General features: G+C 45.5%; 11 protein-coding genes. 1 reads left to right on the top strand and 10 read right to left on the bottom strand.

Annotated elements, in window-relative coordinates; translation table 11 throughout:
• Position 1: 1 nt before the first annotated feature.
• Together RBH88_RS02925 and RBH88_RS02920 are read right to left on the bottom strand one after the other, a co-directional pair.
• Positions 2 to 559 carry an epoxyqueuosine reductase QueH gene (locus RBH88_RS02925; protein ID WP_213690858.1) on the bottom strand — a complete coding sequence of 186 codons (558 nt, stop codon included), beginning with the start codon at positions 557 to 559 and terminating at the stop codon, positions 2 to 4.
• A gap of 10 nt (positions 560 to 569) precedes the next feature.
• On the bottom strand, positions 570 to 2516 hold the full coding sequence (locus tag RBH88_RS02920; protein ID WP_307879851.1) for a transketolase: 1947 nt from the start codon (positions 2514 to 2516) through the stop codon (positions 570 to 572).
• 275 nt (positions 2517 to 2791) lie between these two features.
• Here RBH88_RS02920 and RBH88_RS02915 point away from each other — a divergent pair, with 275 nt between their 5' ends.
• Positions 2792 to 3817 carry an alpha-hydroxy-acid oxidizing protein gene (locus RBH88_RS02915; RefSeq protein WP_213690856.1) on the top strand — a complete coding sequence of 342 codons (1026 nt, stop codon included), beginning with the start codon at positions 2792 to 2794 and terminating at the stop codon, positions 3815 to 3817.
• 66 nt (positions 3818 to 3883) lie between these two features.
• Here the strand turns inward: RBH88_RS02915 and alr are convergent, their stop codons facing one another.
• The 8 genes from alr to RBH88_RS02875 form a co-directional block, all read right to left on the bottom strand.
• Complete coding sequence (alr, locus tag RBH88_RS02910; RefSeq protein ID WP_213699749.1) at positions 3884 to 5002, bottom strand: alanine racemase; 1119 nt, start codon at positions 5000 to 5002, stop codon at positions 3884 to 3886.
• Between the two features lie 110 nt (positions 5003 to 5112).
• Positions 5113 to 6504 carry a sodium:alanine symporter family protein gene (locus RBH88_RS02905; protein WP_213690854.1) on the bottom strand — a complete coding sequence of 464 codons (1392 nt, stop codon included), beginning with the start codon at positions 6502 to 6504 and terminating at the stop codon, positions 5113 to 5115.
• Between the two features lie 286 nt (positions 6505 to 6790).
• Positions 6791 to 7942: a glycine/sarcosine/betaine reductase complex component C subunit alpha gene (gene grdD / locus RBH88_RS02900; RefSeq protein WP_213690853.1), complete on the bottom strand. Its 1152-nt coding sequence runs from the start codon at positions 7940 to 7942 to the stop codon at positions 6791 to 6793.
• A gap of 19 nt (positions 7943 to 7961) precedes the next feature.
• Positions 7962 to 9491, bottom strand: a complete 1530-nt coding sequence (grdC, locus tag RBH88_RS02895) for a glycine/sarcosine/betaine reductase complex component C subunit beta (RefSeq protein WP_213690852.1) — start codon at positions 9489 to 9491, stop codon at positions 7962 to 7964.
• A gap of 95 nt (positions 9492 to 9586) precedes the next feature.
• The gene (gene grdB, locus RBH88_RS02890) at positions 9587 to 10894 is read right to left on the bottom strand and encodes a glycine reductase complex selenoprotein B (protein ID WP_213690851.1); all 1308 of its coding nucleotides are present in this window, start codon (positions 10892 to 10894) and stop codon (positions 9587 to 9589) included.
• Between the two features lie 25 nt (positions 10895 to 10919).
• Positions 10920 to 11396 carry a glycine/sarcosine/betaine reductase complex selenoprotein A gene (gene grdA, locus RBH88_RS02885; protein ID WP_213690850.1) on the bottom strand — a complete coding sequence of 159 codons (477 nt, stop codon included), beginning with the start codon at positions 11394 to 11396 and terminating at the stop codon, positions 10920 to 10922.
• A 55-nt stretch (positions 11397 to 11451) separates the two neighbouring features.
• Positions 11452 to 12738, bottom strand: coding sequence for a glycine/sarcosine/betaine reductase component B subunit (locus RBH88_RS02880; protein ID WP_213690849.1), 1287 nt, complete (start codon positions 12736 to 12738; stop codon positions 11452 to 11454).
• A gap of 29 nt (positions 12739 to 12767) precedes the next feature.
• Entirely contained in the window at positions 12768 to 13085 is a 318-nt protein-coding gene (locus tag RBH88_RS02875; protein ID WP_213690873.1) for a co-chaperone YbbN, read from the bottom strand.
• Positions 13086 to 13123 lie beyond the last annotated feature (38 nt).

Genomic DNA, 13123 nt, shown 5'->3' with positions numbered 1-13123 from the left:
GTCATCTCCTCTTATCAATACTTTCGGCATGTATGCTATAGCAACAACCGCAATAGTTCTGACGATATAGATTCATCTCACGGCTTTTTCGTACCGATTCTACGAAACCGTTATTTTTTCTCCATATCTTGTTCAGCCATATAATTCCATATCGAGCTGAAATTTCTTCTCCCAACCTATTAATTCTATCAGGATCTTTATGAGGACTAATAGTCAGGGTCGTACATAAATAAGAAAAAGAAAGCTCCCGGGCTCTCTGAGCAGCGGCTTCCAGCTGTAAGGCAAAACAAAGGGAACACCGACGCCCGCCTTCGGGCTCTTCAGATAAAGCCTTTGCCTTTTCAAGCCATTCATTGGGATTATATTCTTCTATATATACAGATTGAGACAGGAGAGAGGCAAGTGTCTCTACTGCCTCTCTCCGCCGATTATACTCTTCTTGCGGGTGAATATTGTGCCCGTAGAAATATCCCGTTACACAATACCCTTCCTCAATAAGTGCTGGCCATGGGATTGTTGCATCTGGAGCACAACAAATATGTAGCAAGAGATTGTGCATGTTTTTTTACTTACGCCCTTCCTTTACAACATTCTTCGGCCTGCGAAGCTATTGACGCTGCATCAAGCTTCATCTGCTTCATTACTTCTTCAGACTTGCCAGAAGCACCGTATGAATGTACGCCAAGAGGCATAAAGGCAGCACTAAGCCTTTCCTCAGCCATTGCTAAGGCTATGCTAACACCTAAACCATTGTGATAATGATGATCTTCAACAGAAATAACAACGCCTGTGTCGCAAGCTTCCCTTAAAGCTGCCGTGTCGATGGCTAATGGAGTAGCTACGGAAAAGAGCTTGAAGTTCAATCCTTTTTCACGAAGTATTTCCCAGGCTTCAAGAGCTTTTCCTGTCATGGCCCCAAGTGCAAAGATGGCACCATCTTTACCATCACGTACCTTCACTGCCTGACCATATTCAAACGTATAATCTTCGCCAAAGATTGGTTTGCCTTCCTCGTCTGTAAGGACTGGCAACTTGCTTCGTCCCATGGCAAGGCAGACATTCCCCGCTTCTTTAATGGCCCATCGTGTCGCTCTGTCTGTCTGATTGGGGTCTGCCGGAACAATAAGTTTCCAACCAAATGTATTTCTTAAAAGGCCAACGTAGTCAATGGACTGATGGGTCATGCCATCTTCTCCCACGTCAAGACCCACGTGAGTAAGCACCAGTTTAAGGTTTGTCTTGTTTATGTCATTCAGCCGCTGCTGATTATAGGCTTCGCTCAATCCGAACACTCCGAAATCAGCCCAAACGCTTACAGCGCCAGCCACAGAAGCAGCTCCGGCAACTGTCGCAGTAGCATGCTCCTGTATGCCTGTCTGAATAAACCATTCAGGGCACTTTTTAGCGAAATCGGCTGTTTTTACAGAACCTGCCAAGTCACAGTCAAAAACAAGAAGAGGTGTCTTGTCTTCTTTCTTATAGTTAAGGGCTCCCACATCGGCAAGAGCATTGCCAAAGGCCGATCTGTTGTCTGTCTTCGTTTCACTGTCATACTGGCGAGGTTCCCCATAGACAAGATTATTTGAATTGGGAACAATTTTTCTCCCTACAGGCATCGGATTGCCCCGTAAAGATTTGGCCTTTTCGAGATATTCCAAGTCACCGCCAAGCTCTTTCATGGCTTCTGCATACTGATCTTTACTCGGTGCTTTTCCGTGATAATCAGGAATACCTTCCATAAAGGAGATGCCTTTTCCCATTTGGGTATGACAGATAATTACTGTCGGAACATCGTCATTTACAGCATCGCGCAAAGCCGCATAGATCTCGGCAAAGGAGTGTCCATCGCATTCGAGAACTCCCCAACCATCGGCTTCCCATAATGAACGCACATCAACAGGCATAACATCTTCTGTACGTCCGGAAATTTGTATGTGGTTATAATCGATAAGGGCTGTAATATTTGAAAGTCCCTCTTTTACCGCAATTCGCCGTGCTTCGGCAACCTGCCCCTTGGTCTGTTCTCCGTCACCCATAACGACAAAGACACGCCCGCCGTTATTCCGGGCTTTCTGCGCAAGAGCAAAACCTACACCAGCAGCCAGCCCTTGCCCGAGGTTTCCACTTCCCCAGTCTATTCCGGGAACATTTCTCTCAACATGTCCCTGGAAAGGACTGGAGCATAATCTGAAATTGGCAACAGCATCGAGAGGTTCGAAAAAGCCCCATGTAGCTAAAGTCGCGTATGCGCCAGGAGAGGTATGTCCGTGGCTGACGACTATATAGTCACGGTCTGTATCGTTGCAATTTTCAGGGGTGAGATTGGCCACACCGTATGTAGCCAAGTACATTTCCATACTTGAAAGGGATCCGGCAGGATGTCCACTCCCTGCGAGAGAAACCATAGTCACAGCATCAATACGTGCCTTGCGAGCTGCATTATCAAGAAGCTTTACGTCTTCGTCGCTTAACGCCTCTACGGGAAAATTCCGAAGTGAAGGCAAATTGTTTTCCATCAGTCTTACGTCCTCCTTATATTCAAACTCCAGGTCTGATTATATCCATTTTTTCCTTTTGAGGCATAATTTTTATGTAAAAAAAGAACATCCCTCAAAAAATGCCCCTTTATCCTATCCTATGTATTCTAACCTCTACAGCATAATTATATGAAGCATAAGGGCATAAAATAGAAAAATATTTTTATTCCCCCATAACAAATTTATTTTGACTTCCAATAATAAGAGAAACTACAATGACACGGTATATTTTCTATACAAAGGAGCATCTCAAAATGACAATACAAGAAATATGGGAGCGCGCAAAAGAAAAGATGTCCCCAAGATGCAGAGTCTGTAAAGTATGTAACGGCATCTCCTGCCGTGGAGAAGTCCCTGGAGTGGGGGCTGTAGGCAACGGTTCTTCTTGGACTGTTTGCACTGAATTTTTGGATAGTGTCAAACTCAATATGGATACGTGCTATGAAAACTGCGGACAAGATACAACTTTGGCTATGTTCGGTCAGAACTTTAGCTATCCGATCTTTATTGCCCCCATAGGTGGTATGAAAAAAAACTATAACGGTATTATGACTGACATCGAATATATGGAATTAACCATTGAAGGAGCCAACAAGGCAGGTATCCTAGCTTTTACGGGAGATGGACCTGCTCCTGGGATGTTCGAAAGCAGCATAGATATTATTAAAAGGCATAAGAATCGCGGTGTCCCCGTATGCAAACCGTGGAGCAATGAAAAATTACAAGAGAGACTCGATTCAATTAATACAACAAAACCCACAGCTTTTGGAATGGATATTGATATGGCAGGGTTGAAAAACATGGGAAGTAAAGTCAATACTCTCTCGCCTAAGAGCGTGGAAGACCTTCGCCTTCTTACTAATGCGACAAAAGTTCCTTTCATTCTTAAAGGTGTTATGACCGCTAAGGGCGCACTTAAAGCCTTAGAGGCAGGGGCCCACGCTATTGTCGTATCTTCTCACGGTGGCCGCGTTATGCCCTCAGCTCCCGCCACGTGTGAGGTCTTACCGGAAATTCGGGCAGCAGTACAAGATCGCCTCAAAATAATAGTAGACGGAGGAATCCGTACGGGAGCCGATATTTTCAAGGCCTTGGCACTAGGAGCCGACGCAGTTATGATCGGTCGACCATATGTTATAGCAGCATGCGGAGGCCAATCTGAAGGTGTTGCTCTTTATACAGAATTTTTAGGCGAACAGCTTCGTAACATTATGCTTATGTGTGGCGCTGCAAACCTCAAAGAAATCACCATGGAAAAAATACGTATGCCCCTTCGGTAAAGAGGGTCATAAAAAAATAAGGAGGCTGCCTCCATTGACAGCCTCCCTTTATTCTTTCCTGTTGATCTAACGAATATAAACTCTGGGAACTCGCGGCAAAAACATAATTGGAATTTCGTAATTAATAGTATTCCGAATTGCCGCCACTTCCTCTGGCGTAATAAACTCTTCACCCTGACGCCCTATAATAACAACTTCATCTCCCACTTTTACGTCATCTATATCCGTAACATCGATCATCGTCTGATCCATGCATATATTTCCAACAATAGGAACTCTTTTACCGCGCACAAGAACTGGTATTTTCATTGACAGTGAGCGAGAGTACCCGTCTCCATAACCTAACGGAATAATGGCAATTTTTTCTATGCCTCGTGTCATATAGCGAAGACCGTATCCGATGCCACTATTGCATGGCAACTCTTTTATAGAAGCAATAGCCGTTTTTACTTCAAATGTGGGCTTTAATTCTATAGGGCGAACGCACTCATCAGAAGGCCACATACCATAAAGGATGACACCTGGTCGAACAGCATCCAGATACATCTCGGGAGAATGAAGCACTGCTGCGCTATTGCAAACATGGCGCAATGGAATTCGGAGCCCCTTGCTCTCAAGAAAATGATACACATCCATATATCGCGTAAATTGAAGCTCTGTATAATCCAAGCGTTTTTCATCTGCAACAGCAAAGTGAGTAAAGAGTCCTTCTACTCTTATTCCTGGTAATTTCAAAATTTCATCTATAACTTGAGGTATTTCTTGTGGGAGAAAACCTATTCTCCCCATTCCAGTATCAATTTTTAGATGAAGCAAAGCTGTCTTTCCCTGATTAACAGCTTCACGGCTCATCGCCTGTGCAAACTTAATATCTGTAAGGGCAGCCGCTATATCATATTTGACATATTCTGAAGCAACATCGTAAGGAGAGGGGCCAAGAACCAATAGTGGGTCGTTTATTGCTGCTTCTCGTATCTGTACCGCCTCATCTGGAGTGGCTACGGCAAAACGCTGACATCCTACATCAAGAAGAGCTTTGGTTACTTCTAAAGCACCGTGCCCATAAGCATCAGCTTTCACTACAGCCATGACCTGGGAACCAGTTCCTACGTGTTTCTGAATTGCTTTGAAGTTAGATTGAATATTCTTCAAATTAACTTCCATTCTGGTAGGACGAAGTAACACACCTATTCCCCCTGTTCTTTATATAAATTTCGTTGCACAGAAGACAGGGGCGGAAATCCGCCCCTGCCGCCATGTTACAATAGTTAGTATATTTGTCAAATTGTGATAATTTACTCAAGTTCTCCTGATTTTCTCTTGGCATCAAAATCTTTGACAAGACGACGAAGCTCGTTAGAAAGTAAAAGAAGGGCAACAAGGTTAGGGGCAGCCATTAGTCCATTCAATGTATCTGAAAGGTCCCAAAGGTTTGTTAAGAAGGAACTGGCATCCCCGAGGAGGGTTCCACCAGCAGCACCAAGGAATATGAAGATAATCCAGAGCACTTTCATGACAGGAATGACTTTTGGTCCAAAAATGTATGTAGCAGCTGTTTCACCGTACCAATACCAACCAAGAATTGTTGAGAAAGCAAACAATCCCAGTCCTATGGATAAGATCATTGTACCGGTTCCGCCAAGAACAACCTGGAATGCAGAAAGAGAAAGCTGAGCTCCAGAAAGCTCTGGTTTTCCCGTAAGAACGCCGCTGGTAATGATGGCTAAAGATGTAAGAGAACAAATAACGACTGTATCTGTAAAAACTTCGAACAAACCGTACATTCCCTGACGAACTGGGTGATCAACTATAGCGGTAGCGTGAACCATAGGGGCAGAGCCCAAACCGGCTTCGTTTGAAAAGACTCCTCGCGCAATACCCTTTGTAAGGGCCATCTTTATCGTCCAACCCGCTAAAGCTCCAGGCATTGCCATGGGATCACTGAAGGCATACTTAACAGCACTGGCCAATGCTGCCGGAACTTCGCTCGCGTGAGCAAAAACGACAATGATGCCGCCGATAATATAAAAAACAGCCATGAAAGGAACAAGATATGTCGTAACGTCAGAAATACGTTTCAAACCACCAACGATAACAAGAGCCGTCAATACGGCAACTGCAATACCTGTCCAAATCTGAGGGATACCAAAGCCAAGGAAGAATCCTTCAGCTGTGGAGTTTGACTGAACAGCACATCCGATTCCGAAAGAGGCAAGGAATGCAAAAAGAGCGAAAAGCCAAGCAAGCCATTTATATCCGGTACCTTTTTCTAATACATACATGGTACCACCGCGCCAGTTCCCCAAAACATCCTTTTCACGGAAACGGACAGCCAGCGTAACTTCACACATTTTTGTCGTCATACCGAAAACGGCTGAAATGAGCATCCAGAAAAGTGCTCCTGGGCCGCCTAGGTGAAGGGCCGTCGCAACACCGGCGATATTACCGGTTCCAACGGTTGAGGCAAGAGCTGTAGACAGAGCTGCGAAGGAAGAAATCGTACCTTCTCCTTCTTTCTTTTTACCTAAATTACCGAAAACTTCCTTAAACATAAGAACAAAATACCGAATCTGAGGAAAGCCGAGAATCAGGGTCAGGTAAACACCTGTGCCAACTAAAAGAGCCAACATCCACGGCCCCCACACAATACCATTAATTACACCGTTCAGCTTCATAATAGCGTCCATTGATGCAATTCCCCCTTTCACTATGAGAGAGAACATGACTTTTCTCTATTCTTGTCATTCTCTACTCTCTTCACAACACACTCTTTCTCGTGGTGCAAACTTCAAGGAGCGAAAAGCACGTGCTAAACTGAACTTTCTACCACCTCCTACTTTTTGTTAGATTTTAAACAATCTAAAAACTACGAAAATTATATCACTTTTATTTCATAAAAAAAGCGGGAAAACATTAAACTGTTTTCCCGCTTACTCTTTTATTTCTATTTTGAGTCTTTAGTATTACTTGATTCTAGAGATATCCGTTGGCCTTTAATATTTCTTTGGCCTTTTCTGTATACTTTGCCGGTAACTTCACCACTGGGCCTGTACAGCCCATGGCAGACTCGGCGTAGATCTTTTCTTTCCAAAGCACCTTTACGGCATCTTCAATGGAAAGTACGTCTATCCCATGAATTTCATCATCTGTCGGCTCTGCAGGAGGAGGTGTTATCTCCTCTTCTGCAGCCGCAGGTTTGGGCTGCAGGGCCGCAATGATATCGTCAAGTCCAGCACTTTTTGCTTTCGCAATTTCCTCAGCAACAACTGCAGGAAGATTTCCACGAACCGCAGCTGCATTATAAGCTAAGGCATTAGCAATTACAGGAGCACCGGAAGCTCTTGAAATAATGGAAATAACGTGAGGCCAGCCTTCACCAGCTGATGGGCCGTAACCCCAACCGAGAGCCTCATAGGAACCACCTGTGTTAAATGAAGAGAATACCTTCATCAACACGTTACCTGTCAATGTGTCGCTAACACACACATCAACGGCACCAGCAAGGATATCGTTCCCACGAAGGACAGAACCGCCATCCTTACGAATGCTTGTTCCAAAGGTAATATCGTAGCCTTTCTCTTTCAACTGGCTTAAAGCTCTGAAAACAAGCTGAGCTCCTTCTACGTTTAATATACCTACCGTCGGATTCTCTTTACCAATAGACTTGGCAACGGCAATACCGTAAATCGCATTCTTAACCATGGCTTCAACTCTCTGAATAGCAGAAGTACCTGTGGAAGAAGCGATAATCATATCTTTTCCTTTAGCAGGAGTTACAACACGTCCAATAGTTGTTACTCCCATGGGGAAAGGATAGTGCATCGCGACAGCACCCTGTATAACTCCCTCTTTTATGGCTTTCTCCATTGCGGAAGAAACATCTGCCTCACAATTAGGAGTTTCAATCCATTCAAGCTCATCATATCCATCCACTTTGGGACCGATCATAACGACCTTGACGTTGGGATACTGTGCCTGAGCCAGAACACCAGCTTTCGCCAGCTCTTCTCCTCCATGTTCACTTCCAGTAGCCATAAGTCCTACGCTGATGCGAGGACCGCCACTTTTAGCTGTTTCAACTATTTCGGAGAGAGCCTCCCCGACTAGACGCCTGATTTCACTCATACTGCTCACCTCGCTCCTACTACTGGAGCTTTTCCGTGATCTCAGAAAGAACCTCGAGAATCAGCGCTTTAACATCTTCCTTGCTCACGGCAGCTCCAGCACCACCGCTGCTCGGCTCGATAAGGAAGGAAGCTCCGTCAGCCAGGTTGGTCAAACGTGCAAGGAACAAACTTCCCTTACCGATGATCATTACCCGGTTCATAGAACCCTCTTTAATGGCTTCGCAAGCTGGGCCAACGAAAGGAACTCCAGAAGGGATATGTCCCTGTGTATGGGCATATCCAACGAGACCTTTCTCTTTTACGAAGTTCATCATGTCGGCTTTCTCAATAACTTTCTTCATAACAGCTAACGCAGCAATCATTTTTGTGCTTGCAAGAGGCACGTCGCCGGCGCCGGCAGGAAGTGTTATTTCAGGTGTGTGAAGTTCAGCTGCAAACTTATCTACATCTGTAAATGTCAAACCAATTTTCTGCAAAGGCTCGAAAACGAGGGCAGAGGTAACAGCCTGGGGGGAAGCTCCGGAACCTACAGAGTGCTTACCCACAGCATCAAGGCGAATTACTGGATTTGTACCATCATCGGGCACAAGCATAATTGCAAAGTTTCCAAGGCAATCTTCCAGTGCAGGCATTCCCTTTTTAACATGGTCGCGGCTGTTCATGTAAAGCTTAGGAATAGCTCCACCAGCGAGCACGACACAGTTTTTACGAAGACCGGAAGCAACCTGTGATGCCGCTGCAAGCATAGCATTAACAGGGCCAGCACAGAATCCACGAACGTCACATCCACTTGCATTTACACAGCCTGCGATTTCAGCAACAGATTTTGCAAAGTTGCCGCCGCCACGCTGGTTCATATCTCCGGCAGCCTCTTCAGAACACTCGATAACAAAATCGATTTCCTCAGGAGCAACGCCTGTATTTTCCAACATGTGAAGAAGGGCCAATACTCCGCCAGCCTTACAAGCTAAATTTTCAAGTAATACGTAGGCGAAAAGGCACTCGTCAACCTCGTGACCGTTACGTGCGCATCCTACAACTTTATTGTCAAAATAGAGAGGCAAAGCTAAATGATCTTTCACTTCTGTCTCTATTTCGGAAAGGTCGTGTCCTGCCTCAAGACGGGCAAGAACATGATCATTAATTATTGGATCCTGGGCGAGCTTCTCTTTTACGCTGGCTGCAAAACCTTTCTCAAGCCAAATAATATCGAAGACGTCGCATATATCCATGAGTCCAAGGAATTCATCCTCGGGCATGATTTCACCAAACTTGCCATAACGGCTTGAACCTGTTAAACGATTTTCATACCAGGGCTGTTTCTTGGCTTCATACTCGGAAAGAGGGAAACCGCCAATATAAGCCTGGTTGGGAGCATAATCTCTTGCATCCTCAAAGGACTGCATATGTTCCGGTAAATTTTTTAAATACTCACTCTCTCCTTTATGATGGTGCCTCTCAACGTAAGGGGTGTTCCCATAATGGAGACCCAGTTCGGGGACGTGGTTCAGGCAGTAAGCGTAACCTTTAATACCAACACTGGACATGGCTGCAAAAACCTCCTCAATTAACAATCTTTCTTTATTATTCTACAATAAGAGATAGGCCCAGGGATTACCCTGGGCCCTGATTACAGACGTTACTAGTCTGTGAAAACTGTCTGATCGTCGACTTCTGTCTGAAGGGCTTTCAGAGCTTTCTCTACGAGATGCCGACGAATTGCTTTTTCTTCCTCGAAAGGCTTTGTTGGGTCACCCAGGGGGTGAGGAATGGCAACAGCTGGAACGATTCTGTTAGCACCAACAGTCAAGGAAATAGGAACGATTGTACAAACGTGAACGACTGGAAGACCAGCGCGCTCAATTTCTTTTACCATCGTTGCACCGCAACGAGTACAAGTTCCTCAGGTGGATGTTAATATTACCGCATCGACGCCGTCTTTCTTTAATTTTTCAGCAATTTCGGCACCGAAACGTTTTGCGCTGGCTACGGCAGTACCGTTACCAACTGTTGTATAGAATTTATTGTGAAGCTTTTTAAATACTCCGGCTTTTTCCATCTCTCTCAGTACGTCAACAGGAAGAACTCTGTCGGCATCCTGGTCAGCATAGGTAGCGTCATAGCCACCGTGGGCTGTGCAGTAAGCTTCAGCTGTAAGGTCATCTACGCCGGTAATATCATATTCGCCATATTTGCTGGCACTGGAAGCCTCGATATGATCAGGGTTTCCTTTGGGGCAAATACCACCAGATGTAACAATAGCAACAGTGGCATTTTTAAGGTCTTTAATGGCAGGGTTTGGAGCTACTCTGTCAAAGACAGGCATTGCATATTCAGTTGTGAAAGGTTTGCCCTGCATTTTTGCTACAAACATGTCAACAGCGCGCTCGGCAGCAAGTTTCTCATAGAACTTGTTGATTCGAACACCGCGCTCAATGTAGCCTTCCTCTGTGGGCAGACCAATTTTCTCTCCCTTAAGCTGTTTGAGAAGAAGAGCAGCCATTGCAGGCACTGCTTTACCCATTCCGCGAGCACTGTCAGCAGCCTCTACGATGAAAAGGTTCTTTCTATACATCTCAACGCCGGGGTTTTCAGGATACATGGCGGAAACGACAGGAACGCCAAGCTCTTTGGAAACTGCGGAACAAATAGCGCCGCAAGCTGTGCCATAACGTCCAGCGTTAAAAGCAGGGCCAGCTATAAAAGCATCGGCATTGCTCTTTTTCACCATATCAAGAATCGTCTTTGTTGCTTCTTCCATATTGGAAGCAAAGTATGTATCTCCACAGACAACGGTGGCGACTATTTCGGCTTCTCCTTTAAATGCTGCATTAAGGGCCATACCAGGGCCTACTACACCTTCACGAAGCTCTGGTAAATAATCAGCCTTCTCCTCACCGCCAATACCTGCAAAGAACTGATTTATATAATGAACGACACGGTAAGTCATATGTACCCCTCCTTTCTATAAGGATTTATAATGTATGCTTACTAAATTCTTCGCGCATAGATTTTACAGCAGCAGAAAGTGCCTCGGGGTCGAGAACCATTTCCATCATGCTGATCTGATCTTCCCAAGCCGCTTCATCGGCTTCATCGCGAATTTCCTGCTCAAATACGTGGTATACTGCGAGTCCCAACGGAACTCCAGCCAAAGGACCAGCGAAAGTAGGATCACCGTTTGTTACTGTTTCAGCGTAAATCTCAGCGCCTTCTGCATCAGAAGAACCAAGAATTACTACTACGTTTTCGGCTCCATACTTTTCAGCAGCATCTTTAACACGCTGCTGGTTCTGCAAGTCCATGGCTCCTGCAGCCGTTCAGACGAAACACTCGGTCACTGAGAAGACAACCTCAGCGCCGCTATCTTTGAAGCATGCTTCCATGGCAGGTCCTGGAACGCCATCGCGCTCGCCAAGAAGAAGAACTTTTTTTCCAGCCAATTTGCCCATGCTTCGCACCTCCTTTTTAGTCTTTTTTATAAGGAACTTCCTACACTACTGAAAACTAGATTGTGTAGGCTCCAAGTTTCGTGTAACCAAGCTCACTTGTAGCGCCGAGGATAGCCTGCAACTCAACGGTAATTGTGCCGTCTTCAGCAAGGGAACCCTGCCAGCCGCCAGCGATAGTGTTGGCTTCTTCAGGAATGCCGATAACTCTCTCCATTGGAGGAAGTACGATAACTTCGTTAGCGTTACCAGCTGTTACACAGGCATCGCCCTCTTTGCAGGAGTCTGCAAGAGACTGGCTTGCGCCGTCCTGACCAGCATATTCGTCAGTAAGAAGAGTGGTCTTGATTCCGGCGCGCTCGGCTTTCCAGCAATTCATGATAAGGTCGGCATCGGGGTTACCAAAGCCTTCCTCAGAGATAAGAACGCCGTCTACGCCAAGTGTCTTCGCAAGTTTGACAGCATAGGAAGAGCTTCTCTTCTTGTCGGCCAAGGTTACGTTCTCATTGGTGATGATGCAGCCGATGAAGTTGAAATCTTTTCCGTGGCGATCAAACATGGATTTGATGACAGGGTTGTTGAGGTGAACATAGGAGTTGTTCTTATCGCAAGCGGAAACGCAGTTTCCGGAAACGATAGCGCCATCAAAAACTTCTGTCGGGTTGATGAATGTGGGAAGAATTTTCTTGGCGTCTACACCGTAAACATAGGTATCGTGAAGAAGTCCCTGAGACTGAAGCATATAGAGGTATGCTACTTTAGGAAGCTCAGGATAGGCATGCATAGCTTCGTTGAAGGAAGGAAGCTCGTAAGTCTCGACCTCGTCAGCTTTTGCTTCCTTGCAGCTCTGGGCAAGGTAAGCAGCGGTCTTAAGGCCAGCCATACGGCATGCTGCTTCATGATCGTGTTTCTCAAGATCATCAACGGGAGTAAGAACAAGTACGACGTTGTTGGTCTGAGAATAAGGAGTATACTCCGCACCAGGACCCATCATATCAATGATGCCTTCCTGGAAACGAACTATTTTTCCCGTTGTTACAACGGCAGCACCTTTTAACACGAGAGTCTTGCCCTCGCCGACGGTGTCTACATCGCCGATGAAACCGGGGAATACTTCGTTAGAGCCTTCGAGTTTGCAACGAGGCTCAACAACATCCTTCACTGGAAGGATACGTACGCTCTCGCCGGGCATAGCAAGATCAACATCAATTTTAGCAAGACGCTCGTCATCGGAAAGCTTTGCAATAAGCTCTTCTTTGTTGACATAGAGAACGCCGTCTTTTACTGTTGTCTTGTCTCCCCATGCAAGTTTACTAACTTTTACGTTATGGAGTTCTAATTTCAAATGACTCCCCCCCTTTTTCGCGGATTCGCTTACAGTAATTTCTCTACATTTTCCTTGATTTTCTCAAGGGTAACCTCAGCACCGCTAATACGTGCAACCTCTTTGCCATCTTTCCAGAAAAGGAATGTGGGTAATCCCATCACCCTATTGTTGATAGCTACACGACGGTTCTGAGAAACATCAACAGAAGTGAACTTGACTTTTCCTTCAAACTCCTCGGCCATTTTATGTACGTTGGGAAGAAGGGCCATACAAGGACCACACTTAGGGCCCCAAAAGTCGACGAGTACAGGGAGACTGCTCTCCTTTACCTCTGCATCGAAATTCTCTTTCGTCAATTCGACCATTGCCATTCAACTTCACCTCCTTTCAGAAAAAGTTAAAA

It is taken from the genome of Aminobacterium sp. MB27-C1, from assembly GCF_030908405.1.
In the GTDB taxonomy this organism is placed as follows: domain Bacteria; phylum Synergistota; class Synergistia; order Synergistales; family Aminobacteriaceae; genus Aminobacterium.
This window is presented reverse-complemented; position numbering and strand designations above follow the sequence as displayed.

Coding starts and splice junctions, on each gene's coding strand:
- grdD (WP_213690853.1), bottom strand. CDS start 7,942: ATGAGTGAAATCAGGCGTCTAGTCGGGGAGGCTCTCTCCGAAATAGTT.
- RBH88_RS02875 (WP_213690873.1), bottom strand. CDS start 13,085: ATGGTCGAATTGACGAAAGAGAATTTCGATGCAGAGGTAAAGGAGAGC.
- RBH88_RS02925 (WP_213690858.1), bottom strand. CDS start 559: ATGCACAATCTCTTGCTACATATTTGTTGTGCTCCAGATGCAACAATC.
- RBH88_RS02915 (WP_213690856.1), top strand. CDS start 2,792: ATGACAATACAAGAAATATGGGAGCGCGCAAAAGAAAAGATGTCCCCA.
- RBH88_RS02905 (WP_213690854.1), bottom strand. CDS start 6,504: ATGGACGCTATTATGAAGCTGAACGGTGTAATTAATGGTATTGTGTGG.
- RBH88_RS02920 (WP_307879851.1), bottom strand. CDS start 2,516: ATGGAAAACAATTTGCCTTCACTTCGGAATTTTCCCGTAGAGGCGTTA.
- grdC (WP_213690852.1), bottom strand. CDS start 9,491: ATGTCCAGTGTTGGTATTAAAGGTTACGCTTACTGCCTGAACCACGTC.